General features: G+C 43.5%; 22 protein-coding genes. 13 read left to right on the top strand and 9 right to left on the bottom strand.

Annotated features, from left to right (window positions below; translation table 11 throughout):
- Positions 1-5: 5 nt before the first annotated feature.
- The gene (locus R8806_RS04425; protein ID WP_229782892.1) at positions 6-1,937 is read left to right on the top strand and encodes a BamA/TamA family outer membrane protein; all 1,932 of its coding nucleotides are present in this window, start codon (positions 6-8) and stop codon (positions 1,935-1,937) included.
- 102 nt (positions 1,938-2,039) lie between these two features.
- Positions 2,040-3,173, top strand: coding sequence for a cation:proton antiporter domain-containing protein (locus R8806_RS04420; protein ID WP_124316495.1), 1,134 nt, complete (start codon positions 2,040-2,042; stop codon positions 3,171-3,173).
- A gap of 5 nt (positions 3,174-3,178) precedes the next feature.
- Here the strand turns inward: R8806_RS04420 and R8806_RS04415 are convergent, their stop codons facing one another.
- Both R8806_RS04415 and R8806_RS04410 read right to left on the bottom strand, forming a co-directional pair.
- The gene (locus R8806_RS04415) at positions 3,179-3,445 is read right to left on the bottom strand and encodes a hypothetical protein (RefSeq protein ID WP_124316494.1); all 267 of its coding nucleotides are present in this window, start codon (positions 3,443-3,445) and stop codon (positions 3,179-3,181) included.
- A gap of 6 nt (positions 3,446-3,451) precedes the next feature.
- Complete coding sequence (locus tag R8806_RS04410) at positions 3,452-5,806, bottom strand: transglycosylase domain-containing protein (RefSeq protein ID WP_124316493.1); 2,355 nt, start codon at positions 5,804-5,806, stop codon at positions 3,452-3,454.
- Between the two features lie 228 nt (positions 5,807-6,034).
- Here R8806_RS04410 and R8806_RS04405 point away from each other — a divergent pair, with 228 nt between their 5' ends.
- Positions 6,035-6,382: a hypothetical protein gene (locus R8806_RS04405; RefSeq protein ID WP_317715778.1), complete on the top strand. Its 348-nt coding sequence runs from the start codon at positions 6,035-6,037 to the stop codon at positions 6,380-6,382.
- A gap of 215 nt (positions 6,383-6,597) precedes the next feature.
- Positions 6,598-7,170 (top strand): adenylate kinase, encoded by a 573-nt coding sequence (locus R8806_RS04400; RefSeq protein ID WP_124318369.1) that lies wholly within the window; start codon positions 6,598-6,600, stop codon positions 7,168-7,170.
- 71 nt (positions 7,171-7,241) lie between these two features.
- On the opposite strand, the gene R8806_RS04395 is transcribed toward R8806_RS04400, so the two are convergent.
- Positions 7,242-8,345 (bottom strand): MFS transporter, encoded by a 1,104-nt coding sequence (locus R8806_RS04395; protein ID WP_151411692.1) that lies wholly within the window; start codon positions 8,343-8,345, stop codon positions 7,242-7,244.
- Between the two features lie 240 nt (positions 8,346-8,585).
- Here R8806_RS04395 and R8806_RS04390 point away from each other — a divergent pair, with 240 nt between their 5' ends.
- Entirely contained in the window at positions 8,586-9,494 is a 909-nt protein-coding gene (locus R8806_RS04390; RefSeq protein WP_124316188.1) for a bifunctional enoyl-CoA hydratase/phosphate acetyltransferase, read from the top strand.
- Positions 9,495-9,580: 86 nt separating this feature from the next.
- Here the strand turns inward: R8806_RS04390 and R8806_RS04385 are convergent, their stop codons facing one another.
- Positions 9,581-10,024, bottom strand: coding sequence for a peptidylprolyl isomerase (locus R8806_RS04385; RefSeq protein WP_027200235.1), 444 nt, complete (start codon positions 10,022-10,024; stop codon positions 9,581-9,583).
- A gap of 210 nt (positions 10,025-10,234) precedes the next feature.
- Between R8806_RS04385 and lipA the strand changes: the two genes are divergently transcribed.
- From lipA to R8806_RS04365, 4 genes are all read left to right on the top strand, one after another.
- Positions 10,235-11,089 carry a lipoyl synthase gene (lipA, locus tag R8806_RS04380; RefSeq protein WP_124316189.1) on the top strand — a complete coding sequence of 285 codons (855 nt, stop codon included), beginning with the start codon at positions 10,235-10,237 and terminating at the stop codon, positions 11,087-11,089.
- A gap of 3 nt (positions 11,090-11,092) precedes the next feature.
- Positions 11,093-11,773 (top strand): lipoyl(octanoyl) transferase LipB, encoded by a 681-nt coding sequence (lipB, locus tag R8806_RS04375; protein ID WP_124316190.1) that lies wholly within the window; start codon positions 11,093-11,095, stop codon positions 11,771-11,773.
- A 243-nt stretch (positions 11,774-12,016) separates the two neighbouring features.
- Positions 12,017-12,769 (top strand): copper homeostasis protein CutC, encoded by a 753-nt coding sequence (locus R8806_RS04370; protein ID WP_183312847.1) that lies wholly within the window; start codon positions 12,017-12,019, stop codon positions 12,767-12,769.
- A gap of 56 nt (positions 12,770-12,825) precedes the next feature.
- On the top strand, positions 12,826-14,586 hold the full coding sequence (locus R8806_RS04365; protein ID WP_124316191.1) for an aconitase family protein: 1,761 nt from the start codon (positions 12,826-12,828) through the stop codon (positions 14,584-14,586).
- A 117-nt stretch (positions 14,587-14,703) separates the two neighbouring features.
- Here the strand turns inward: R8806_RS04365 and R8806_RS04360 are convergent, their stop codons facing one another.
- From R8806_RS04360 to R8806_RS04340, 5 genes are all read right to left on the bottom strand, one after another.
- Positions 14,704-15,891: a porin gene (locus R8806_RS04360; protein ID WP_124316192.1), complete on the bottom strand. Its 1,188-nt coding sequence runs from the start codon at positions 15,889-15,891 to the stop codon at positions 14,704-14,706.
- Positions 15,892-15,974: 83 nt separating this feature from the next.
- Positions 15,975-16,667: an OmpA family protein gene (locus tag R8806_RS04355; protein ID WP_124316193.1), complete on the bottom strand. Its 693-nt coding sequence runs from the start codon at positions 16,665-16,667 to the stop codon at positions 15,975-15,977.
- A gap of 156 nt (positions 16,668-16,823) precedes the next feature.
- Positions 16,824-17,990 (bottom strand): porin, encoded by a 1,167-nt coding sequence (locus R8806_RS04350; RefSeq protein ID WP_124316194.1) that lies wholly within the window; start codon positions 17,988-17,990, stop codon positions 16,824-16,826.
- 336 nt (positions 17,991-18,326) lie between these two features.
- Complete coding sequence (ansB, locus tag R8806_RS04345) at positions 18,327-19,388, bottom strand: L-asparaginase 2 (RefSeq protein WP_087420315.1); 1,062 nt, start codon at positions 19,386-19,388, stop codon at positions 18,327-18,329.
- A 36-nt stretch (positions 19,389-19,424) separates the two neighbouring features.
- Positions 19,425-20,735, bottom strand: coding sequence for an anaerobic C4-dicarboxylate transporter family protein (locus R8806_RS04340; RefSeq protein WP_087420314.1), 1,311 nt, complete (start codon positions 20,733-20,735; stop codon positions 19,425-19,427).
- 234 nt (positions 20,736-20,969) lie between these two features.
- Here R8806_RS04340 and R8806_RS04335 point away from each other — a divergent pair, with 234 nt between their 5' ends.
- The 4 genes from R8806_RS04335 (at position 20,970) to R8806_RS04320 (ending at position 24,616) form a co-directional block, all read left to right on the top strand.
- Complete coding sequence (locus R8806_RS04335; RefSeq protein ID WP_124316195.1) at positions 20,970-22,169, top strand: hypothetical protein; 1,200 nt, start codon at positions 20,970-20,972, stop codon at positions 22,167-22,169.
- 477 nt (positions 22,170-22,646) lie between these two features.
- The gene (locus tag R8806_RS04330) at positions 22,647-23,360 is read left to right on the top strand and encodes a hypothetical protein (protein WP_087420312.1); all 714 of its coding nucleotides are present in this window, start codon (positions 22,647-22,649) and stop codon (positions 23,358-23,360) included.
- Positions 23,332-23,793: a GNAT family N-acetyltransferase gene (locus R8806_RS04325; RefSeq protein WP_124316196.1), complete on the top strand. Its 462-nt coding sequence runs from the start codon at positions 23,332-23,334 to the stop codon at positions 23,791-23,793. The genes R8806_RS04330 and R8806_RS04325 overlap by 29 nt, the downstream gene beginning before the upstream one ends.
- Before the next feature lie 40 nt (positions 23,794-23,833).
- Positions 23,834-24,616: a hypothetical protein gene (locus R8806_RS04320; RefSeq protein ID WP_124316197.1), complete on the top strand. Its 783-nt coding sequence runs from the start codon at positions 23,834-23,836 to the stop codon at positions 24,614-24,616.
- Positions 24,617-24,697 lie beyond the last annotated feature (81 nt).

Below are 24,697 nucleotides of genomic sequence, written 5' to 3'. Positions count from 1 at the left end.
TTTTATTGGAAAAGAAGCGTGTGATTATTCGTTGTATGATATGGATGCTGGCATGGGTATTACTCGTGGAAAGTCAAGCAAATGCAAGGCCCTTATCATTCGACGTGCGTGGGAATAACGAGTATGAATTTATAAAGCTACCTGATACACTGAAACAAAATGACGTGGTTTTCTTACCGGATAGTTTAATTCGGGATACACTCCAGTATGAGTTTTCCAAGATCAAGGAGGTCGCTTATCGACGGAAGTGGACGAAAGAGTTGTACAAGATGATCTTCGTGAATCCCCGAAAAATTAACATTGATATTGTTCAAACGGAAAATAGTGAGGATCGTTACAAGCCCTACCGGGGAAAGACGATCCGTGATATTCACGTGAAGGTTTTACCTCCTTTCGGAACGAGTGTTAACGACACGACGCCCTTGCAGGACAGTTTACAATGGCTTTTAAGCGTGGCAAATTCCGTTCACCAGAAATCGGCCGAACGGGTGATAAAAAAGCAATTGACCGTGAGGCCGGGGATGATAGTCGACCCTTTCGAGCTGGTACAGAATGAACAGTTACTGAAAGCAATGTCGAACGTGGATGATGCGCTGATTGGCATACAAGAGGTACAGAGTGACACGAATCAAGTTGATCTGATGATTATTTGCAAGGATGAATTTTCATGGACGGGGGAGGTGTGGAGTAACTTCTTGAATGCGGTTGACTTGGGGCTAGAAACAAAAAACTTGTTTAAACTGGGGCATAGTTTACACTATCAGGCTAGTTTTCGGGGAAGTAAAGATAAAAAATGGGGAAACCTGATCGAGTATAAGGCCAGTAATCTTCTAGGGTCTCACATGGACTTTTACGGGATGTACGAGAATTCCTATAATCAGGATATTTTACGGGTGGAACTGGATAAAGAGTTCTTGACGTACAAGACAAAATGGGCCGGAGGTGCCGCATACAGTCGGGTATATTCCTCGAAAACATTGGTTGACCGGGATATTAACAAGCCCGTGGAATTGTTTAATTACCGGTTGTGGGACTTCTGGGGAGGAACTTCTTTTTATTTGCCGGAAAAGTATAGTTATAACCGGATATTTTACCTGACGGGACGTTACACGGGTACTAGTTTTGTCGATCGTCCGGAAGTGTCGAGTGATTCCAATCATTTCTATTACGACCGTGACCGGATCATGGGAGCTTTGACGTTTACCAAAATCAAGTATTTCAAGGCAAACTTGATCTATGATTTCGGGCGAACAGAGGATATTCCATCGGGATTATCGGGGACGTTGCTTTTCGGGTATGAGAAGAGTGATTTCACGGAGTACGGGTACTTGGGAACAGAATGGCATTATTCATGGTTTAATAAATACACGGAGAGGTACTATGCTTGGTACGCGGCTTTGGGTACTTTTCTGAATGGTTACACGGCCGAGAGTGGCGTGTTTAAGGTCGGTAGTCAGTATATCAGTCGTTTGTACGATCTGTCCCGGCACCGGTTACGTTTTTATAGTAACGTGGATTACGTGTTGGGAATCAAGAGGAATCCGGATGACTATATTTATTTCGAGGATGCTAATATCCGGGGATTTGATTCCGATACCACTCGTGGGACACAACGACTTTCCGCCTCCATGTCCGCAACGTTGTTCCTGCCTTACATTAAAAGAGGGTTTCGGGCATCGGTTACCGGGTTTGTGGATTGGGGGGTGTTGGCCCGGGATGAGAAGAATTTGTTGAATAGTCAATCGTACTGGGGAATCGGTGTTAGTCTGAATCTACGAAATGATAACTTGATTCTCAAGAATGTAAGTATTCGTTTTGCTTTTTACCCCAAAGGACCACCCGATATTCATAGTATAGAGGTGAACGTGTCGAGTCGTCGGAAAAGTGGATTTTATGATTACCGTGTTTATAAACCCGATGCGATTAAATACGAGTAGATCAAGGTTTTTGATATACATTTTTTAACTAGATTCATTTTAAATAACGATCGAAAATCGCCTGAAAATCCCTATCTTTGTGGCAAATTAATTTTGATGGGGATGAAGAAAGTTTTTTTATTTTCTATTTTCTTACTTTGTGGCTTATTTTTTTCTCAAATACTTCCTTCGGCGTTAGGGAGTGCGTATGGAACTCTAGCATCAATAAGCAAATGGCTGATGTTTATTTGTCTTGCTTTTATCATGATTAATGTAGGGAGGGAATTCGAGCTGGATAAGGTAAAATGGCGTTCGTACACGACGGATTATTTTATTGCCATGGCGACGGCTGCCGTACCTTGGCTCTTGATAGCCTGTTATTATATCTTTTTTCTGGATACGGGATTGTCGTGGGAGAATAATTTGCTGATCAGCCGGTTTGCGGCTCCTACGTCCGCAGGGATTCTTTTCACGATGCTCGCCGCTGCCGGGCTGAAAAAGGAGTGGATTTACAAGAAGACGCAGGTGCTTGCTATATTCGATGACTTGGACACGATTTTGTTGATGATTCCGTTGCAGATATTGATGATCGGTTTCAAGTGGCAACTGTTTGTTATTATTCTGGTGGTTTGTATCCTTTTGATTTTCGGATGGAAACGGTTGAGTTCGCTGAACTTGCCGCAATCTTGGAGAGCTATTCTGCTCTATTCCGTATGTATCGTGGCGGCATTCGAAAGCGTGTACCTGATCTCGAAAGCTTTTATGGGACAAGATGGAGCAATTCATATTGAAGTCCTGTTACCGGCATTCGTGTTGGGAATGGTGATGAAAACCGTGCATAATCATTCGCAAGAGGAAGAAAGAGCCTCTAGTTTTATCTCGTACCTGTTTATGTTTTTGGTCGGGTTGAGTACGCCTATCTTTATCGGTTTGGAGACTGGGGGAGACGGGATGCCCGGATGGGGGATGCTGATCTTCCATGTAATTGTGGTAACGATTCTTTCGAATCTTGGGAAGATGTTTCCGCTATTCTTCTATCGTGACCGGAAGATTCAGGAGCGTTTGGCGCTTTCGATCGGTATGTTCACGAGGGGAGAAGTCGGTGCTGGAATTATCGTGATTGCCATGGGGTACCAGTTAGGAGGTCCTGCGTTGATTATCTCCATTTTAAGTTTAGTACTTAATCTCGTTTTAACAGGTTTCTTCGTGGTCGCTGTGAAACGTATATCCCAGAGTGTGTACGGGGTAAAAGAATAAAGGGTTTATGATCTTCTGAATTTATTTACGAGTGCATAGATTCTCCACCAGAGGTAAGCGATGATTAACACGGATAGGGAATAGATAATCCAATCGTCCATTTTAAGGAATCGTTTGAACATAAGTGGAACAGCCTGAATAGTATTCCACGGGTTCAGCCCGTGCCATGAGTAACGTATTTCAGCTGGGGCTGCAATCATGGATATGATACTGAAAGCAATAGCCAGTATAATAAGGGCAAGGAGCAGGGATGTCTTGTTTATTGTTTTCATGGTGAATTATTTTTTATCTTTTTTCTTGAACAGGTCCCCGATTTTCCGGAAGAAACCTTTTTTCTTGGGAGTATCGGTATCTTTTTCTGTATCTTGTTTCTTTACTTTTTCCAGTTTTTGGTTGGTTAATCTTTCCAACAGGTTTATATTATCCTTGAACGTGGGGACTTCCAGTTCTTTTTGTGTATCCGTGGGTGGGACCGGGAAGGACAGACCGGACCAATAGGCGTAAGTGTTACTTTGCAGACATTCCTGCATGAACAACCCGAAGATGGGAAGTGCCATGTTGGCACCTTGTCCTAGTGCGGTTGAGTTGAAATGTACACGAGAATTGTTGGCCCCGACTCTTACGCCCACTACGATACGAGGATTATAACCAATAAACCAGCCATCGGCTTGATTCTGGGTTGTCCCGGTTTTTCCGGCTAGGGGTATGTTCAACCCGTAGTTGTTGATCAGTCTTTTCCCTGTTCCTTCTTGAATAACAGCGGAAAGCATGGAAGACATGGTATGAGCCTGCTCTGCCGGGATCACCCGTTCCCTGCGTGGTGGTTCGGACTCGTAAAGAATGCGTCCGTCCCGGTCTTTTATGGAAAGCAGATAATAGGGCGTTGTCGATACGCCATTGTTTGCATAGCACAAGTAGGGGAGAATCATTTCCCGAAGAGGAATATTGGCAGCTCCTAGGGCAATGGAGGGAACTGCAGGCAGGTCACTTTGTATTCCTAGCCGATGAGCGTGTTCTATCGTGGCGTCGATTCCTGTTTGTAGGAGAACTTGGACGGCAATCGTGTTGATGGATTGACTTAGAGCCCCTTTCAGCGTGTAGTAACCACCGTACTGGTTGTTTGAATTTCGGGGCGTCCAGTTGTCGTACTCCGGGTAACTTTTTTGTTCATTATTATAATAGGCGTCTACACGGGCTCCATGTTCAATGGCAGCACTGTAAACGACCGGTTTGAACACGGAACCGACTTGGCGGGGAGCCAGCACTTGGTCATATTGGAAATATTTGAAATCAAGTCCCCCGATCCATACTTTTATTTTTCCGGATTGGGGTTCTACTGCTATCATACCGGGTTGAAGAATCTTTAGATAGTGTTTAATGGAATCAATGGAAGACATTTGCATTTCGGTTTCTCCTTGGTATGTACTATAAATAGTCATGGGCTTTTTCTCGTTCATGGCTGCGAGGATGGCTTTCTCGCCAAGCCCTTGGCGTTTTAGATTTTTATATACCTCGCTTTCCCGAATGGCATTATCAAGGAGATTCTTCTCTTTGTCCCATGGCTCTTGTTTTCCCAGATGCGTGTAGAAAGCGTGTTGCAATGACTTCATGTGTTGTTGCATGGCTTTTTCCGCGTAACGTTGCATCTCCGCATCGATCGTGGTGACGAGTTTCAGCCCGTCCTTGTATAAATCGTAATTGGTGCTGTTTGCCTCGTTAAATTCCGCGATGAGCTTGACTGCGTCTTGGCGGATTTGTTCACGTAAGTAGGGAGCTAGGCCGGAATAATGGTTTAACGGTTTGAAACGGAGACGTAGTTTTTCTTTTTTCAATTCTTCTCCTTCTTCTTCGGTCAGATAATCGTACTTAACCATTTGGGCAATCACCGTGTTACGTCGTTGTAACGTGCGATCGGGATGTACTCGGGGATTGTAGTAAGAAGGCCCCTTCAAGAGTCCGATCAGCGTGGCGGCTTCCGGAACAGAGAGACGTGTTGCCGTCGTGGAAAAATACTTTTGGGCGGCACTTTCAATACCGAACGTGCCTTCACCAAAAGATACGGTATTTAAATATAGGGTGAGAATTTCGTCTTTCGTGTATAGTTTTTCAAGACGATGTGCCGTGATGATTTCTTTGATCTTGATCACCGGAATCATGAAACGGTTGTTATACTGGCGAGGATAGAGATTTTTGGCCAATTGCTGACTGATCGTACTTCCCCCGCCCGAACTCTTATCGCCTAATAGTAATGTCTTGAACAATACCCTCAGCATACTGACTTTATCGAATCCGTGATGCTCGTAGAAGCGCACGTCTTCAGTGGCGATCAAGGCGTTTATGGCATTGCGGGATATACTGCCGAACATGACGTTTGTACGGTTTTCCACGTAATATTTTCCGAGTAACTCCCCGTCTTCACTGTACAGGGAAGATGCCTCGTTGTTACGAATTTCCCTCAGGTCCCGGTAATCCGGAATTTTCCCCCACATCCCGTAGTACACGCAACATACGAATAGTCCAACGAGAATGGCGCCCAGTAAGGCACTCAATAGTATTGTTTTGAAAACACGGGCAAAGATACTTTGTTTTTTCTTCGTGGCTTTTTTTCGTGTTGTGGTCTTTTTCTTGTTCATATAATTGATTCCGGAAATGCCTGCGAATGTACGAAATTGCAATGTAATTTTCAAGGATAGGGGTAAAGTTGTGTGAGTGTTTTCGTTTGTTTGTATCCAATATTGTCGAATTTCGGACAAATTTGATGGTGTATTTAATTTATTTTATATATTTGTAACTGCAAGGTGATAATTACATTCATAATGTAAAAAAGAGTAAGTAAATTATTTCGATAAATGAATAAAACCATGACAAAAGAAGAGTATGTAGCTTCTATAAGAGAGCTGGAAGAAATTATAACCAAATATCGGGAGCAGGAAAAACGACTGAAAGAGCAGTATATTAACGAAAACAAGCTGTTTGAGGTGAATGAGAAGGTGAAAATTACAACTCCTGCCTTCCGGCGGGCTATCCCAGACGAAAATGGTCGAAGATATATGGACGAGGAATGTAAATACGGGTTTGTGGAAGATTATGAGGTTGATAATCAGGGAAATATTAAGTATATTTTGGCTAGAATGAATGCAACTGGAAAGAAATCACAACATCGCACCTATTACACGGATATGGACGTACTTGAAAAGGTGAAAGAGTAATTACGGCAGATGCAAATTAACATGAATAGCTTTAAGATGAAGTTTCTAAAATACTGGAATCCATAATAATGCAAAAATGATGTTATTCCAAACATAAAATTAGAAAATATTCTGACTTTTCTATTTTAAAGTTTGGATTAAAGTATACCTTTGTGGCTGAGTTCATAAAAATGAAACAATTAATACATCAAAAGGAATAAAATAAAGTTATTGTCATGCTGAATATTGCATTGTTTGGCCCTCCGGGAGCCGGAAAAGGTACTCAGGCGAAAAAGATCGTTGAAAAATACAATCTAGCGCATCTGTCAACAGGAGAGATGATTCGTAAAGAGATTGCCGAAGGTTCGGATTTTGGTAAAATGGCTGCCGGGATTATTAATAAAGGCGAGTTATTATCTGACGAGTTTGTGGTTGCGTTAATCGAAAACAGCATCGAACATCACAAAAACGTGGATGGTTTCCTGTTTGACGGGTTTCCCAGAACGGTGAGACAAGCTGAAATTCTTGATGAGATGCTGGCTAAGACGGGACACCCGTTAAGTGCATTGGTGAGTATCGATGTGCCTCATGACGAGTTAATGCGCCGGATGTTGGAACGTGCTAAAATCGAGGGACGTGCCGATGATAACGAGGAAGTGATTGAAAATCGTTTCCGCGAGTACCGGGCAAAGACATTACCTGTTGCCGATCACTATAAGGTTCAGAAAAAGCATTTCTCTGTGAACGGTCATGGTTCGGTAGATGACGTGTTCGAGTCGATAACAAAGATTCTCGAAGAGGTACGGTAAAACGGATCAAGAAGAAGAGATTGAAAGGATGTTTGCGAGAACATCCTTTTTATTTTAAACTCTAGACTCCTTTAAACTTTCTTCGAGTAGCGCCATTGTAAAATTAGGAATAGTAGCCCGGGAACAAAAATGATGGCGGCTGTTGCCTGCAATGCGATGGAGAGGGAATACAGATCATGCAACCAGCCCACTAATGGGGCCATGGCTGCGAACATAAGTCGGATAACGAAGTTACGGATGGAAAGTACGGTTGCCCGCATTTCGGAGAAGGTAATTTGGTTGATATACCCTTTCAATATAGGAGTGGCGAATCCTCTCACGATGTAAAAGAAGAACAGGCATATCAAACCAACGTAAGATATGTTGAAAGCGACCGCAATATACCCGCTCACGATAAAAAATAGGATAAAAGCGTACATTCGCAGACTTCCCAGACGTTGATCCAGTTTATCGGAATAGAGCGCTGAGATGCCGACGGTGAGATTCAGTATTGTCCAGATGATCCCGAACCAGGACGTGGGGGTATCCAGTTCTATTAACAGGGGTTGAACGAACCAAGCCATGGTCAGCGTGGCGGCACCGATCACGCCGGAAAACATGATGTTATAGCACAGTTCCTTGTTCGTGAAAAGGGAGTATTGAATGATTTTCACGATATTGGCAAACGAATTCTTGATTCTGGTTTTAGCTGCGTGTTCGGTTAGGGCCATGGCTGCCGGGATACCGATAAAAGCGATTCCACTCTGTGCGTAGAAAGGAAATCGGAGAGAATAAACAGCCAACAGCCCGCTGAAAATCCCGGCAAATGCTTCCGAGAAATTCCCTACCATGGTAACTCGTCCCTCGTATTTCAAATAAGCGTCTTCCTTTTTATAATATAGCATTGTATCATAAAGTAAGGCGGAGTCAGCACCGGACACAAGGCTCTGTCCGAATCCGAGCAAAATTTCCGAGAGGAAAAACGCCGTGAAAGTGTCGGAAATCGAATAGTTGGTGAATCCCAAGAAACAGAATATGCAACCTGCAATCAAGCAATTCCTTCGTCCCCACACGTCGGCTAAGTAGCCTGTCGGTATCTCCAAGGACACCATGGCGATGGAATAGACGCTCTTCAGAATAAATATATCTGCCAGATCCAGTCCACATTCCTTGTAAAACAGCACGATGATAGGCATCACTAGGGTAAACCATTTGGAAACCTTGATCAAGTAAAGTGCTATTATATTTTTTTTGAACGACACGTGATTTCTGTTTTTCTATTCGGAAGACAAAAGTAGTTTAAAATTAAGAATAAACGAAGTGATTAGAATCTAAAATCAAAAAGCTCCTTTTTGTTTCAGTTTTCATCAAAAAGCGTTATTTTTGTTTCCAAATTTAAAACATAAATCACTAATCAAGTAAAAAATAAGTTTGCCATGGCAATACAGAAAATTGATGACATCTACGAGTTACTGAAGGGAAATACCCAAAAAAAGCGTTTGGTTGTAGCTTACGCTAACGACAGTCACTCTATCGAGGCTGTGAATAAAGCCGTTGAAATGGGTATTGTTGAAGCCACCTTATGTGGTGATGAAAACGAGATTAGGAAAGTGTGTACCGAGCATGGCTTTGACATCTCTCGTTTTAAGATTGTACACGAACCGGTGGACACGAAAGCGGCTGCTAAAGCTGTTCAAATGGTACGTGATAAGGAAGCTGACTTCATCATGAAAGGATTGGTAAGTACTGATAAATATATGCGCGCTATCTTGAACAAGGATTGCGGTTTGTTGCCCCCGAAAGCCACGTTGTCTCACGTTGTTGTGATGGAGTGTCCGAATTACCACAAGTTGTTGGTGTTCAGTGATGCTGCTATTATTCCGGCCCCGGATTTCAGCCAGAAAATGGCAATCGTGAAGTATGTTACCCAGATTGCCAACGCTCTTGGTGTTCAGCGCCCGAAAGTTGCCATGATTTCAGCCACGGAACAAGTACTTCCGAAAGTGGAGTCTACCACGGATGCTGCCATTCTTGCCAAGATGGGAGAGAGAGGTCAGTTAGGTAATATTGACATCGACGGACCGTTAGCTCTTGACGTGGCTATTGACAAAGAGGCTGCCGAGATCAAGAAAATCAAATCTCCGGTTGCGGGAGATGCGGACTGCTTGGTATTCCCGAATATCGAGTCCGGTAATGTGTTCTACAAAACGAACACGAAATTGGCTAACGCTCGTCAAGGTGCGATCCTTGTAGGTGCCACCGCCCCGAGTGTGTTGTCTTCCAGAGGTGACAGCGTGGATGCAAAGCTGAATTCTATCGCGTTGGCTGCTCTTTTTGCAAAGTAAGATAAGTTAGATACAAGTGAAAAGCCGAAGTTGTTGTATTAACACTTCGGCTTTTCTGAATTATTTAAACAACTAAGAACACAGGCTTATTCATTTTCTTCCGTGATGACGATTTTAATAATCTCGTCTCCTTGGCGGATGGCATCAATCACTTCTAATCCCTCGTAAACTTGGCCGAAACACGTGTGGCGTCTATCTAGGTGAGCCGTATTTCTGCGGTTGTGACAAATAAAGAATTGAGATCCCCCGGTATCCCGTCCGGCGTGAGCCATGGATAGGACCCCCCGATCATGATACTGGTTATCCCCGTTTAACTCACATTTGATGGTGTAACCCGGTCCTCCGGTTCCGTCACCTCTAGGACAACCGCCTTGGATCACGAAATCCGGGATGACCCGATGAAACGTTAATCCATCATAAAAGCCTTCTCTGGCTAGTTTTACAAAATTGGCAACGGTATTCGGCGCGTCTTTTTCGAAAAAAAGAACCTTCATAACACCTTTTTCTGTGTGTATTTCTGCTCTGTACATTACGAAATTGGTTTTGAATTATTGCAAACAAATGTAGGGTATAATCCTAATGAATGCAAGCTGTCCAAGTTTATTTAACGCATTTTCTGTTATTTGCATATAGTTAAAAAAAGAGGTGTTTTCGGGAATTTAACAACCTGAAAGATCAAAAATATCAGTATGTATTTAAAAACTTCGTCGTATATTCGCGTACGATTAAAAATAGAGAGTATGACGTGTTGTAATAGCAGACGAAAACCGGAATGGTTGAAGATTAAATTACCGAAAGGACAGAGTTCCACGGAGGTTTTAAATATAGTCAGAAAACATAATCTACATACGATATGTACCAGTGGTATGTGTCCCAATCAAGGCGAATGCTGGGGAAACAGAACTGCAACGTTTATGATCGGCGGGGATGTATGTACCCGTTCGTGTAAGTTTTGTAACGTGAAAACGGGGCGTCCGGCTCCATTGGACCCGGCAGAACCGGAAAATATAGCTAACTCCGTGAAGTTGCTCGGTTTAAAACATGCCGTGATCACTTCCGTGGACCGGGATGATTTGGCTGATTTGGGGGCAGCTCACTGGGTGAAAGTGATCGAGGCGGTGAAACGGGAGAATCCTGAAACGACAATGGAAGTGCTGATTCCGGATTTTCAGGGAAGACAGGAACTCGTGCAACAGGTGATTAATGCTCGTCCGGAAGTGATTTCTCATAATCTGGAGACGGTGAGAGAATTGTCGGATGGCGTACGTAGCCGGGCAAAATATGATATTTCTTTACAAGTGATCCGTCAGGTTTCGGAATCGGGTATCGTTTCCAAATCCGGTATTATGCTGGGATTAGGGGAGACTCGTGAACAAATTCTTCAGACGATGGATGATTTGCTGGCAGTCGGGTGTAAAGTAATGACTATCGGTCAGTACCTGCAACCGTCCGAGGCGAATCTCGAAGTAAAAGAGTACGTGACACCGGAGACCTTTAAGGAATACGAGCGTATAGGGTTGGAAAAAGGGTTCCGTTACGTGGAGAGCGGTCCGTTGGTTCGCTCTAGTTACCACGCGGAAAAGCATGTGAGATAAGTTATGAAACGTACACGATTAATTGATCTAGGAGTGGCGAGCTATATGCCCGTGTGGCAACAACAGGAAGAGTTGCACAAGGGGATTATTGCCGCGAAGTTAAAGGGTGAGGACACGGAGAATTGTATGATTTTCGTGGAACATAATCACGTGTACACGTTAGGGAAGAGCGGGAACGAGGCGAATATGCTGATTAGTGCCATTCAGTTGCAGGCGGCTCATGCTGAATTCGTGAAGGTAAATCGAGGTGGGGATATTACATATCATGGCCCCGGACAATTGGTTGTGTACCCGATTATTGATATGGCTAATTTTGGCGTGGGGGTGAAGGAGTACGTGGATTTGTTAGAAGAGGTGGTTATTCGTACCGTGGGAGAGTTCGGGATTACCGGGGAACGGTTGGAAGGAGCCACGGGGGTATGGTTGGATGCACATACTTCTAGGGCTCGCAAGATATGTGCGATCGGGATTAAATGTTCCCGTTACGTGACGATGCATGGTTTCGCGTTGAACGTGAATACGGATTTGAATTATTTCAATTATATCAACCCCTGCGGATTCGTGGATAAGGGGGTGACTTCTATCTCGAAAGAGGTGGGGACAGAGGTTCCCGTGGCGGAAGTGAAAGCGGTCGTGAAGAAGTATTTCGAGGAACTCTTCGGGATGGATTTTTACACGTTTTAATACAATTTGGCGGGAAATGTCATACACTTCCCGTCGTGTATCTATTCTTGTTTATTTTAATGTAATGTGCTTATTTCTCCCGTTATCCTTTTTTGACATGTGATACTCTGTTGAATGTATGTAAGTTAGAAATAACTTGAATGTCAAGGAGTATTTTATCTCTGTTTTTTATTTGAAGTTTGTCGATAATTTCATTATATTCGTAGTATGAATTAACCAATAAACAAAAATTGACAGAGCGGAATGAAGAATAATATTGAGGTCGAAATATGTACTTTTTCTTTGGAATCATGCTTGAATGCCCAGTTGGCAGGGGCATCCCGGGTGGAACTGTGTTCCGGGATGTATGACGGGGGAACAACCCCGTCTGCGGCTATGATTCGCATGGCCCGGGAAAAGTTATCTATACAACTTTACGTGATGATTCGCCCGAGGGGAGGCGATTTTCTTTATTCCGATTTAGAGTTCGAGGTGATGAAGGAGGACATCCGGTTTGCCAAAGAGTGCCGGGCGGATGGTGTCGTGTTGGGTATCTTGAATGCAGACGGTTCGGTTGACGTACAACGTACGCGGGAACTGGTCGAATTGGCGGCTCCTTTAAAGGTAACGTTTCACAGGGCGATAGATATGACTCGAAACATGGAAGAGGCCTTGGAGGGGATCATTCAGGCCGGATGTTACCGGGTTTTAACATCGGGAGGACGCAACACGGTAAGCGAGGGAATGGAGCAAATTAAAGCCTTGGTGGAGCAGGCGAAAGGGCGTGTGCAAATTATGGCCGGAAGTGGTGTAAATGCCGCGAATGCCAACACGTTAATAACATTAGGGGTGGATGCTATTCACTTGAGTGGGAAAAGTAGTCGGGACAGTGAAATGGAATTCCGTAACCCGAACGTGTTCATGGGCGGGGTTTCGGGACTACCGGAATACGAGCAATATTACAGTGATGTTGAGAAAATAAAAGCAGTTTTAGACAACGTGAAATTTAGAATATAAAATTCAGGGTGTGACGTTCATTCTATGTTTTACATTCTAGATTCTAAATTCAATATATGCGAACATTTGTAGAGAAGATATTAAATGCCGAACGTGGGAGCATCGTGGTCCGTGAACCGGATTATGTGATGAGTCATGATAATTCGGCACGGGTTAGGTTTTTGTTTGAACGAATTCATGGTACCCGAGTATACAATCCTTCCCAGTTGGTGATAGTGCTGGATGGAAAGGTGTCTGGGTTAGTCAACGAATTATCCTTGGAATATAATTCGATACGGGATTTCGTGGAAGAGCAGGGAATAGAGCATTTTTATGACTGTGACCGTGGAATCAGCCACCAGATTATCTCAGAATTGGTACGTCCGGGTATGTTGGTTGCGGGGAGCGATTCTCATACAGCCACGGCGGGAGCGTTCAACACGTTGGCTGTGGGAATTAATAAAACAGAGACGGCCGTGTTATGGAAAACGGGCAAAATGTGGTTTCAGGTGCCTGAAACGGTGAAGATCGTTTTGAAGAATCGTTTGTCGGAAGGAGTGTTTGCTAAAGATTTGGCTTTATGGATCAAGGGAATATTGAGCGAGTTGGACGTGAACGGGCAGGCAATTGAGTATCACGGGGAAGGGGTTTCCTCTTTGTCCATTGATGATCGAATGACAATAGCCAATATTTCCACGGAAATGGGAGTGATCAGTTCGGCTTTTCCCCCGGATGATCGGTTGGCAGACTATTTTAACGAACCGGCAGTGCGGGGTGTTTGGGCGGACGAGGAGGCTGTTTATTCTCGGTTTATAGAGATTGATCTGGCCAGCGTCTTTCCGATGGTATATGACACGAGAAACGATGTTCTTCAGGGAGTGGAGGAACTTGTCGGGTTGAAAATACAGCAAGGACTTATCGGTGCTTGTGCTTCAGGACGGTTGGAGGATTTACGGTTAGTTTCCATGATCTTGGAAGGAAAGCGTATTGCCAACGGGTTCCAATTGTTCGTGGTTCCGGCTTCTAGGAGTATATATTTACAGGCTGTTGAAGAGGGTATTATTGATAAGATTGCACAGTCCGGAGCCATCGTTCTTGGCTCCAGTTGTGGGCCTTGCTTGGGAGTGGGACACGTGGCGTCTGCCGGAAATAGCCGTTTTATCTCTACTGCCAATAGTCGGTATATCGGAAGTTCGAATCATTCCGGTGTTGAAAAATATATAGCCTCTCCGGCAACCGTGGCTATGACTGCGTTGCGAGGAGAACTAACATCAATAATACACTTCGAGGGCGCACGGTATAAATATAAAGCTCCCCGGATAGAACCAGTCGTGTTGGAAGGGTATGATTATCGTAAGAGTAACGGGGTGTGGAATTACGGGGATATAGATAATATATCAAGTAACCAGATATTTGCGGAAAAATTGATGTATCGCTTGACCCTTGAACAGGTGGAGGAGATTAAACCTTACTTGTTTGGAGGATTGGATCCGAATTTCGCTTGCGACGTGAAACCGGGAGATATTATTATCGCCGGGGAGAACTTCGGGTGTGGTCAACTGGTGAAACATGCAGCGACGGGATTGGTAGCCGTGGGGGTAAAACTGGTGATTGTAAAATCTGTGAACTGGGATTTTTACCGTATGGCTATTAATCACGGGTTACGGATTCTTGTTGATTGGGCCGTGGTGGATGCTTACACGTCAGGGGAACAACTGGCAATAGATGATGAAAATCATTTATTGTATTTGAACAAGAGAGCGTATAAGCTCCCTTATGTTGATGCGGAGTTTCAAGAAATCCTCGAAAAAGGAGGATTAATAAATACCTTTTCTTAAATAAGAAAAGGTTATTGATATTCATGTGTGTGTTGTTTTTTTCTGTTCCGGGGTGCCGGAATGGGGAAGAGGGCAATCCTTTCGAGGATTGCCCTTATTTATTTTTGGGCGTAAAGCCTAAAACAGCGGGATATGGTAAATTAGCCCGATGGATAAAGTTGATGTAGAGTAGTTCTCGGCTCCTAATGTTTTGGCCTTGTCCGTGAATCGATAAGAACGTCCGATGTACGATGCGAAGAAATGTAGATTTTCCGTGGTGGGATAGTATTCGATACCACCGAAATACCCGTAAGCCGTCCGGTATTTGCCTTTCTCCAGTTGATCGGAATGCTTGTAAACAGAGGCATTTTCGTACATTCCTTTCACGAAAATATTCCATTTGGGCTGGAAACGATAGTTTAATTTGGTGACCCAAGATTCGTAACGAGCATTTTTGATGCAATCTGCCTCTCCTTGAAGTCGGTAGAGGCTTGAAATAATACCTCGGTTATCCAGTTCTTCATCGGAAAGGTAGAAATCGAGGTACATGTTGAACTTTCCCAGATCTAATTCGTTACCGATGGCATAAAAATGATTGTTATATCCTTTTGCCAGACTGAGCAAGGAATATGACCAACGGGTTCTAAATTTATCGCTGAAGAAATTGCCGTTCCAGTTGGCCGTGTAAGCGAGGGGCGCACGACTTTCTTCCACGTCTTCCGGGAGTTGCCCGTAAATATCATCCATGGAAGCCGTCCGGCTGTTCACGACTTGTAAGGCTATTTCTTGGGTAGGGGTGACTTGATAAGAGAACGTGATTCCGGTCATGAAATCGAAGAGCATGTAATCGATCATGTCACTGTACTGGTAGATTTCAATCGGATCCAGATCATATTCGAACCCCCCGTATGCTGCCGCCTGTTTCCCGATGGAGGTGACAAACTGATCAGTCAGGCGTACAGAGATCATGGCATAATCGATGGAGGAGGGAAGGTTATCCAGTGCGTGGGGCGTGTTACTGCTGTTCAGGCGTTGACGCCAACGGTAAGAAAGCCAGTCATTGATGTCCCCCCGGGCTTCTAATCGAAGCTGGTTCATTTTGAAGGCTGCTTGCTCGAATGTTCCGTCTGTGAATGCACTGTTGAATGTGGCTTGCATGTGCAGTTTCAGGTTAAAAGTATTATTCTTTTTTTCGATATTCGATACTCTTTCAAAAAGAGAGCGCCCGTTTGTCGTGTCGTTTAGATGGGATAACAGACCTTGGGCTGACAGACTCTGTAATGATAGTGCTAATAGCGTGATTAGTAATAGTTTTTTTCTTTTCATTGTTATCGGATTAAAAAAACTAAAAGCTGGAGATCGTTCGAAAACAGCCTTCCAGCTTTTAGTGGTTACTTACTGATTGTATCTTATTTCAAGGTACCTTCTTCTGCTTGTTTGATCATGTTTGCGCTTGCCGTGATATATACTTCGACACGACGGTTTTTAGCACGTCCTTCTGCTGTACTATTGTCAGCTACCGGTTGATCGAATGCTAGGCCTTCCGTGGTGATTCTGTTGCGGGCAATCCCGTTTCCAACTAGGAAGTTTGCAACAGCTTCCGCACGTTCTTTGGATATTCTTTCATTTACGGCACGGGTTCCGGTGTTATCCGTGTGGCCGTAGATCGTGATGTCTGTTTCCGGAGAATTCTTTAACGACGTGGCAAATTTTGTCAAGGCATCTCTGGAAGATGAACTTAATTGGCTAGAGTTCGTGGCGAACAATATGCCGTTGTCAAAAGTTACTTTAATGGCTTGTAGGTCATTTGCATCTGTAACAGTTTCAACCTGAGCTCCTTCAATGGCTTCTAACTCTTTTTTCTGTTTATCCATCTTTCTGCCGATTAAAGCCCCTGTTCCAGCTCCAACAGCTCCTCCCACGGCAGCCCCGATGGCAGCTCCCTTACCTTTACCAACCAAGGCTCCGATACCGGCTCCAAGTGCGGCTCCACCACCGGCCCCGATGGCAGCGCCTTTGCCCGTGTTGCTCATGGATGCACATCCTGAAAAAATAATGCTTGCGCTTAATACTAAAATAGTGAGTAGATTAGTTTTTTTCATAGTAATAGTTTTGTTTCTAAATTTAGATCGTAAATCTTTACTCTAATATGGTACAAAAATAACACTCGTTAAAACAATTTCAAAATAAAATGAGATAAATCAAAAGAGGGAATATATTTGAATATTCCCTCTCGTAATTGTATCATTTCTTGTTTGTTAGAACATCGGTAATTGGTATATAAACCCGACTTCCAATCTTTGCGTGTTGTATCCTTTTTGAGCGACACGATCAGTAAATTTGTAAGAACGTCCCACGAAGGTACAGAAGAAATGCAGGTTGCTGTCTTCTAACGGGTAGTATTCGATACCGGCCAAGTAACCGTAAGAAGTACGATAGTTTCCTTTTTCGATGTCACCACGTGTTTTTGACACGGAGGCCGTTTCATACATTCCCTTCACGAAAGCATTCCATTTCGGTTGGAAACGGTAGTTTACTTTTGTCACCACGGATAGGTATTCTGCATCAAGTGCATTGTGACCGTCAAGAAGAGCGGCATCTTTGTTTTCTAGCATACCGGTAATGATACCTTTTCGGTCGATTTGTTCGTCAGAATACATGAAGTCTACAAACATATTTACTTTTTTAGAGAACGTGAAATCGTTACCTAAAGCATAATAATACATTTGCTTATCTTTTGTTTCGGACATCACGGATGCTGACCAACGAGTTTTATAGATTCCATCGAACAAGTTACCATTCCAGTTTAACGTGTACAAGAGTGGGGCACGGCTTTTTTCAAATCCGGGACCGTATGTTTCATCCTGAGAACCGTTACGGCTATCCAAAATTTGGAATTGAAGTTGATGGTTGTCACAAATCTGGTAAGCGATGTTCAAACCGGTCATGAAGTTACTCATGTTCTCGATCATATCGCTATATTCGTAGATTTCGATCGGGTTCAAGTCGAATTCGATACCACCATAAGCGGCACATTGTTTTCCGGCAAAGAATGAGAACTGGTCATTTAATTTTACCCCAATACCTGCGATGTCAATGGAAGTAGGCATGTTGTCGATATTGTTACCACCGTTGTTCCCACGGTTCAGACGTTGTCTCCAGCGATAGGACAACCAAGGGGTGATGTTACCTTTTGCTTCAATACGGAATTGACGCATCTTGAATGCAGCCTCGCTCAGTCCGCTTTGGTCATAGTTGAAACTGGCATCAAAAGAACCTTGCATGTTCAAATAGAAGTTGAACCAGTCCATTTTTTTCTCTATTTGGGTTACTCGTTCGAAAAGAGTCTTTTCGTTCGTGGCATTTTGTGCGAAAGCACCTGCTGCGCAACCCATAACAAGTATTAATAAAGCTAATTTTTTCATGTTCTGTGTTTTGATAAAAATATAATTTCCTAATGGGGTGTGTCAAAATGTATTTTATTCCTCAAAAAACTCCTCCGTCACTTCGTGCCACCTCCTCTATAAACAGAGGAGGAGCTGGTGACTCTTCCCGAAAAAAGGGAGTATTTCAACTCTCCCTCTGTTTATAGAGGGAGTACCCCGAGAGGGGGGAGGGAGTTTGAAAAATGCTTTTTGATACATTTATTCCTAATTCTGACTACCCCCTCTAACTCCCCCTTGCACAGGGGGAGAACACGCATTTGCGTTATATCGAGGCGGTTCCCCCCGTGAGAGGAGGGACCGGAGATCGTTTATGCATTAATATTCGTTGAAATATTGTTGGATCTGTTTCCAATCGTTAGTCTTAGTCAAAGCTAACATCAAGAGGATTCTTGATTTTTGTGGGTTCAATTCTTGAGAAGCGATGAATTTGTATTGATTGTCATCTACTTCAGCGTCAAGCGTGGTCGGTCCTGTCGGCACACGGGTGGAACGTACGATAAGAATTCCCTTGTTACGTGCGTTGATTAATTCCGGGAACACGTTTTTGTGGATGTTTCCGTTACCTAATCCGGCGTGGATAATTCCCTTGTAACCGCTATTAGCCATCATTTTAACAACGTCACCTTCCATGTTTGAATAGCTGTACACGATGCCCACTTTCGGAAGAGAGTTCAAGTTCGTCACATCAAATATGGATTGACTGGTGTGTTTTTTTAACGGAGATTGATTGTAGAATACTTTGCCGTTGTAAACATAGCCAAGGGCTCCTGAATTCGGTGCTTGGAATGTTTGAACATCAATCGTGTTCATTTTTAAAACACTGTGAGCTCCGAGAATAATACCATTCATGGAAACTAAAACTCCTTTACCCATGGATTCTTTTGCTCCTGCAACAACGACGGCATTGTATAAGTTTAACGGACCGTCAGCGCTAAGAGCGGTAGAGGGACGCATGGCACCTACAAGTACAACCGGTTTGTTACTTTTCACGACAAGATTCAAGAAATAGGCGGTTTCTTCCATCGTGTCGGTTCCGTGGGTGATCACGATTCCGTCAATGTCTTTTCTTGCCAATAATTTGTTGATTGTTTTGGCAAGTGTCAACCACACGTCATCCGTCATATCCTGTGAACCGATCTTAACGATTTGTTCTCCGGTTACATTGGCTATTTTCTGAATTTCGGGTACAGCCGATAAAAGTGTACCGATGGCAACCTGTCCGGCTGTGTAATTGGTCCCGGTTGAAGAAGCTCCGGTTCCGGCGATCGTACCTCCTGTTGCCAGAATATGGATGTTAGGCAACTTTTGTGCGAACGTGGTCGCAACAGAGAATAGCACTAGGGCTACCAGCAAACTTAAATTCTTAAACATTTTCATAACCTGTAATTTAAAATTTACTTATAATTAGAGTATTTAAAAAATCTGTATAAAGAGCAGTCCAAGTCCAACGGCCACGATGGTCGCGACAAGTCCGGGCATCATGAACGAGTGGTTCAGCACGTATTTGCCGATTCGAGTTGTACCCGTTCGGTCGAAGTTAATGGCGGCTACCACGGTGGGGTAGTTCGGGATAAAGAAATACCCGTTGACGGCCGGGAACATGGCGATCAGCATGTAAGGCGATATTCCCAAGGCTATGCCGAGAGGCATGAGCGCCCGGACGGTAGCGGCTTGGCTGTACAACAAGATAGACATCACGAACAGGGCTATACCGAACAACCAGGGCATTTGTCTAACGACTTCTTCGATAGAAGATTTTAATTCTGCCATGTTGCCTTGCAAGAAAGTATCTCCCATCCAGGCGATTCCGAAGATGGCTACTACCGCTTGCATACCGGCCCCGAAGACGGAACCTTGTGCGGCTTTTAACCCGTCTGTACGAGTTATTAATAATATGATAGCTGCCGCGGATAACATTAATATTTCAATGATAGATGGCATATCTAATAATACTTGTTCGCCATTGATCATGAATGAAGGACGCATGGTATCAAACGAACCGAATAGCACGATAAATACCGTGGCGATAATGAAAACAAAAACAGACAGGCTTGCTCTTCTCTGGTTGGCAACGTCTTTCAGTTCGTATTTCTTGTCATTGAACACGCCTTCTTTCAAACGTTTTTGATATTCCGGGTCATCAACGAGTTCTTTCCCGACTTTCATGGAGAAGAAGGCACCGACGAGTACACCGATTAGCGTGGCGGGAATCGTGATCTTCAAAATGTCAAACAAACTAATGTCAAAACCGGCTAGCAAGCCCAGTAATGCTACCGTGGCAGCAGAAATTGGACTGGCGGTAATGGCTTGTTGGGAAGCGATCACGGCAATTCCCAGGGGACGTTCCGGGCGAATCTTGGTTTCCGTGGCAACTTCAGCGATCACCGGAAGTACGGAATAGGCAACGTGGCCGGTACCAGCGATAAACGTGAATGCGTAAGTTACTAACGGGCTTAGAATTGTGACGTGTGCCGGATTCTTTCTTAATAAGCGTTCGGCCACCTTAACCATAAGATCCAATCCTCCGGCTGCCTGCATACATGCTGCCGCGGATATAACCGCCACGATCATAAGCATAACATCAATAGGCGGGGCCGTGGGTTGCAAGCCGAACACGAATGTCAGAATTCCCAATCCAATACCTCCCATGACACCCAGTCCGATACCACCTAGACGCGCTCCGATGATGATTGCTGTTAAAACGAAAGCTAGTTGTAAAATCATCTCATCTATTTATTTAAAGTTTTATTTTTCAATCATTATCAAGTCTTACACGATATATCCTACGGTAATCACGAAATGAATGTTTCACTTTTCGCAAAATAAATGAAACTTGTTGTTATTAATTTAAAATCTGTATAAATGCGGATAACCGTTCATCTCCTCTTTATTTAAACTTTTATATGTAATACAAAATTTAAGCCAAAAGTGTTACTTTTGCTCTAAAATTTAACATTTATGCAAGATTTATACCTGTTTAATCCGGATAATGAAATTTCAATAGCCAATGGGACAAATGGTTACACGCCAAAGGCGAATATTTCGATTATGGCCGGTGATCTGGCGTTTTTATCTGCATATTTGACAGGAAAAGGGGATTACGTGTTGGTGACGAAGATGCCGGACTTCGATTTTATGAAAAGTCGAAAAGAAATTTTTGGTCTGGATTGTAAACCGATCATCTGGGAAAAAGCTCAATTACTTTCTTTTAACGAGATAAAGCCTTGGGGATGGAGTCCCCGGGTACACAATTTGTTGAAAGATTTGAAAAGTCGTTGTAACGAGCAGTTCAGGGAGAGTGTCATGTCAACGTGGCGTGATGAACGGAGGGATTTATACAGCAGGCGAATGGCTGCCACTTGTTTGGCTGAGATGGTACGGGCTATTCCCTGTATAGGGGAGGGTATTATTCCTCGTGAATGTAACACGTTGGCAGGAATCAGGTCGTTGTCGGAAAAGGAAGATATCGTGGTGAAAGCTCCTTGGTCCTCTTCCGGTAAAGGAATTCTTTTTATCCCGAAAGGACAGATGACGTGTAAAGAAGAGGAAGTTTTATCCGGTATCTTGCGTAAACAAGGGTACGTGATGGTGGAAAAAAGATTGAATCGGGTGCTGGATTTTGCCATGGAGTTTGAAATGGACCGTTTATTTCACCTGAATTTTCTTGGGTATTCTGTTTTTCAAACAAGTCGGCGGGGGGAATACGAAGGGAACAGGGTGGCATCGAATTCTAGTTTGGAAGGGATGATTGCAAAATATACGGGAACGGGGTTCTTACATGAAATCCGTGAACAGTTGGAAAAGGTGGTGATGACGGTGTTTCATGGGAAATACGTGGGATACTTGGGGGTGGATATGATGATATACGAGGACGAGTCGGGAGAATTTGGCGTGCAGCCTTGTGTCGAGATAAATCTGCGTTATAACATGGGAATCGTTTCAATTGCTTTGCAGCGTTATTTACAAGAGGGTGTTGAGGGTGTTTTTAATATTCGCTTTTCTCCCCAAGCGGGAGAAATCATGCAATCGGTGGAGAAGAATAGAGAGGTGCATCCCTTGCTGATGGAGGCGGGACGAATCGTGTCCGGATATATAAATTTAACACCGGTATCTCATGAATCACGCTTTGTGGCCGAATTGTATGCAAAAAGAATTTAGAGTTTAAAATCTAAAATTAATCCGGGGTTTTGCATCCCTTCTCCCGGGGTTTTCCATGCCCGTTGCATGACGGTGGGGCGACTATGGGGTGGCTGTTAGGCGCCATCGCCCGATTGTCGCCCGATGCTCGCCCGATTATCGCCGCCATTTTAACAGATGGAAAACAAAAATAACATATTCGAATATCCCGTCAAGAGGACTAATAACGAGGCTATTCACGCTCAAGAATAAAATTTCGGGCTACTATATCCCCGGTAGAAGCCCGGGATAAGGGATACATCAGCTGTTCCAGTATTTTATACATTCCCATTTTATTCTATCCTTTTCCAAACAGAAGGGGCAACTATGTTTCAATTATATCAACCTCACGCTAAATAAAAAGTTTGTAAACTTTATGAACTTTTATAGAGAAAATAAAGAAAATTTTATTCTCTTTGTTGTTGATAAAAGGATCAGGCACTAAATTTATAGATAAGCATGCATACGAAAATGAAAGGTGAAGGTATCAAGGGGCTTTTTATTGAGCAAATTGTTCCGGTCATGGAAAGGCATGGCTATCATTTCATGAAGGCTAAGAATGTATTTGTTTATGAAGATCGTGAATGGAAGAACGAGTGTATTCTTCGATTCACGAATTGGGAGAATGATCAGTTGTCTTTGCGCACGGAGTACTTTGTAACTTGTAAGAAAGTCAGTCAATTATATAAGGAGGCTATATCGGAAAAGGATTGTATGCCTATTTGTGGCGTGCTGGATGTCGGGTGGGCTTACAAGTACTTGGGGATACCTTTGGATGATAAGCCTTGGTTTCAGATGAAAATAGCAAAACTTCATTCACTTGTGCAGAAATGGATCGTGGAATTCGAGAGCGTGGGACTTTCTTTTTTCAAGGAAATGAACGATTATGAGAAGGTTGAGAAAGCCTTGGATATTTTTAATGTTTCCGGTTGGGCTCCTTTGGCCGTGTGGACCGGGGAACGTATTTTGCATGGAATCTGTTTATATTATTTAAATACGTACGACAAGCGGGGGACGTTGGGGTTGTTCGATTTGTACCGGGGGAAAATCAATGAAATGGAATATTCCCCGATCCGGGAACAGTTTGAGCGTTTAGAGCGATATATGAAATGTTTGCCCGATAGGCAGCCAATACCCAGAAGAAATGAAGATAAGGAAAGCCAATCTAAATGATGTTAATCTATTGATTGTTCTCCGGTTGGATTTTCTCCGGATGAACGGGGCGAATTTTACGGTGGAGGAACAAATAGCTATCGTTGCACAGATGCGGAATTATTTCCAAAAGCATATCCCTTTGGGTGATTTTATCGCCTGTTTGGCCGAGGAAAATGGGCAGGTGGCGAGTGCTGCATACGTGGTTATCGAGGAGAGACCGGCAAATGGTTCATTTATAACGGGGATTGTAGGGAATTTAATAAATGTGCTGACTTATCCCGAGTATCGTCATGCCGGGCTTGCGACGCGGGTGATCGGGGTGTTGATCGAGGAATGTCGTCAATTAGGAGTTTCCGCGATAGATTTGGATGCGACTGAAATGGGACGCGGGGTGTACGAACGATTGGGATTTAAGGTGATGCGTGATGTTGCGATGAGATTGAAGTTGTGAGTTGAACTTGTTGTGGGTGAAATGTTTAATAATTCATGTTATGAAAAAATGGAATAACATTATTTTTTTGGTTTTATCCATGCTTGTCGTGGGATGTGGTGACAATGATGAGAATCCGGTTGGTTTCTATACTTCGTCCGGTGGAGATCGTATCGAGGGGTTTTCGGCTTCTGTGGGAGAGAGTTGGTTGAGAGCAGGTGGTGGTAGCGGTGTTTACAAGGTTTCTTCAAGTGACGAGAGTATTGTGAGGGCTGAATTATCTCAGGAGGTTATCACGTTGAAGGCTTATAAGGTTGGGCAGGCTGAAATCACGATCGTGGATAGCCGGGAAGAGTCTGCCACAATTGAGATTACAGTATGTCCCCTAATCAGAACGATCGAGGTGATGGAAACTCGTGCCTTTATCCGTTATTCTGATGGTAGAGATACATCGGATGTAGAAGAGAAGGTAAAGAAAGAAATTATCGAGAACATGGATATTGCCAAAGGGTGGCAGTTTAAGATGGTGTATGATCATTGGAATGGAGCGTATGAAAGAGAGGGAAAGGTAACTGTTTATCAGGATGCGTCTCAAGAGGAGGGGATCGAAGGTACTTATTCGATGGGAAACGTGGAAAACAAAATCGCCTACACGTTTAAGTATGAGGATCGGGAGCATATCCTTCAGTTTCCTGAGATTTTGGAATCCGGGATAGCGAGAGATACGGGTCCCCAGAAAATGACTTGGATTGAGAATTATTCAGCAGAATATAAAGAAAAATATCCGGATGCGAATTTTAAGGAAGTCGTGTGTATTTTGCGGGTTGCAATATGGCGAAGATAGTTTTCAAGAGTAAGGATATTTGAAATTCCGGCATTATAGATGACGATTCAATTGATGTGTTAACGAGGGGAAAATATATCT

This window comes from Butyricimonas faecihominis, from assembly GCF_033096445.1.
GTDB lineage: Bacteria > Bacteroidota > Bacteroidia > Bacteroidales > Marinifilaceae > Butyricimonas > Butyricimonas faecihominis.
This window is presented reverse-complemented; position numbering and strand designations above follow the sequence as displayed.

Coding starts and splice junctions, on each gene's coding strand:
- R8806_RS04420 (WP_124316495.1), top strand. CDS start 2,040: ATGAAGAAAGTTTTTTTATTTTCTATTTTCTTACTTTGTGGCTTATTT.
- R8806_RS04415 (WP_124316494.1), bottom strand. CDS start 3,445: ATGAAAACAATAAACAAGACATCCCTGCTCCTTGCCCTTATTATACTG.
- R8806_RS04410 (WP_124316493.1), bottom strand. CDS start 5,806: ATGAACAAGAAAAAGACCACAACACGAAAAAAAGCCACGAAGAAAAAA.
- R8806_RS04405 (WP_317715778.1), top strand. CDS start 6,035: ATGACAAAAGAAGAGTATGTAGCTTCTATAAGAGAGCTGGAAGAAATT.
- R8806_RS04400 (WP_124318369.1), top strand. CDS start 6,598: ATGCTGAATATTGCATTGTTTGGCCCTCCGGGAGCCGGAAAAGGTACT.
- R8806_RS04395 (WP_151411692.1), bottom strand. CDS start 8,345: ATGCCTATCATCGTGCTGTTTTACAAGGAATGTGGACTGGATCTGGCA.
- R8806_RS04390 (WP_124316188.1), top strand. CDS start 8,586: ATGGCAATACAGAAAATTGATGACATCTACGAGTTACTGAAGGGAAAT.
- R8806_RS04385 (WP_027200235.1), bottom strand. CDS start 10,024: ATGTACAGAGCAGAAATACACACAGAAAAAGGTGTTATGAAGGTTCTT.
- lipA (WP_124316189.1), top strand. CDS start 10,235: ATGACGTGTTGTAATAGCAGACGAAAACCGGAATGGTTGAAGATTAAA.
- lipB (WP_124316190.1), top strand. CDS start 11,093: ATGAAACGTACACGATTAATTGATCTAGGAGTGGCGAGCTATATGCCC.
- R8806_RS04370 (WP_183312847.1), top strand. CDS start 12,017: ATGAAGAATAATATTGAGGTCGAAATATGTACTTTTTCTTTGGAATCA.
- R8806_RS04365 (WP_124316191.1), top strand. CDS start 12,826: ATGCGAACATTTGTAGAGAAGATATTAAATGCCGAACGTGGGAGCATC.
- R8806_RS04360 (WP_124316192.1), bottom strand. CDS start 15,891: ATGAAAAGAAAAAAACTATTACTAATCACGCTATTAGCACTATCATTA.
- R8806_RS04355 (WP_124316193.1), bottom strand. CDS start 16,667: ATGAAAAAAACTAATCTACTCACTATTTTAGTATTAAGCGCAAGCATT.
- R8806_RS04350 (WP_124316194.1), bottom strand. CDS start 17,990: ATGAAAAAATTAGCTTTATTAATACTTGTTATGGGTTGCGCAGCAGGT.
- ansB (WP_087420315.1), bottom strand. CDS start 19,388: ATGAAAATGTTTAAGAATTTAAGTTTGCTGGTAGCCCTAGTGCTATTC.
- R8806_RS04340 (WP_087420314.1), bottom strand. CDS start 20,735: ATGATTTTACAACTAGCTTTCGTTTTAACAGCAATCATCATCGGAGCG.
- R8806_RS04335 (WP_124316195.1), top strand. CDS start 20,970: ATGCAAGATTTATACCTGTTTAATCCGGATAATGAAATTTCAATAGCC.
- R8806_RS04330 (WP_087420312.1), top strand. CDS start 22,647: ATGCATACGAAAATGAAAGGTGAAGGTATCAAGGGGCTTTTTATTGAG.
- R8806_RS04325 (WP_124316196.1), top strand. CDS start 23,332: ATGAAGATAAGGAAAGCCAATCTAAATGATGTTAATCTATTGATTGTT.
- R8806_RS04320 (WP_124316197.1), top strand. CDS start 23,834: ATGAAAAAATGGAATAACATTATTTTTTTGGTTTTATCCATGCTTGTC.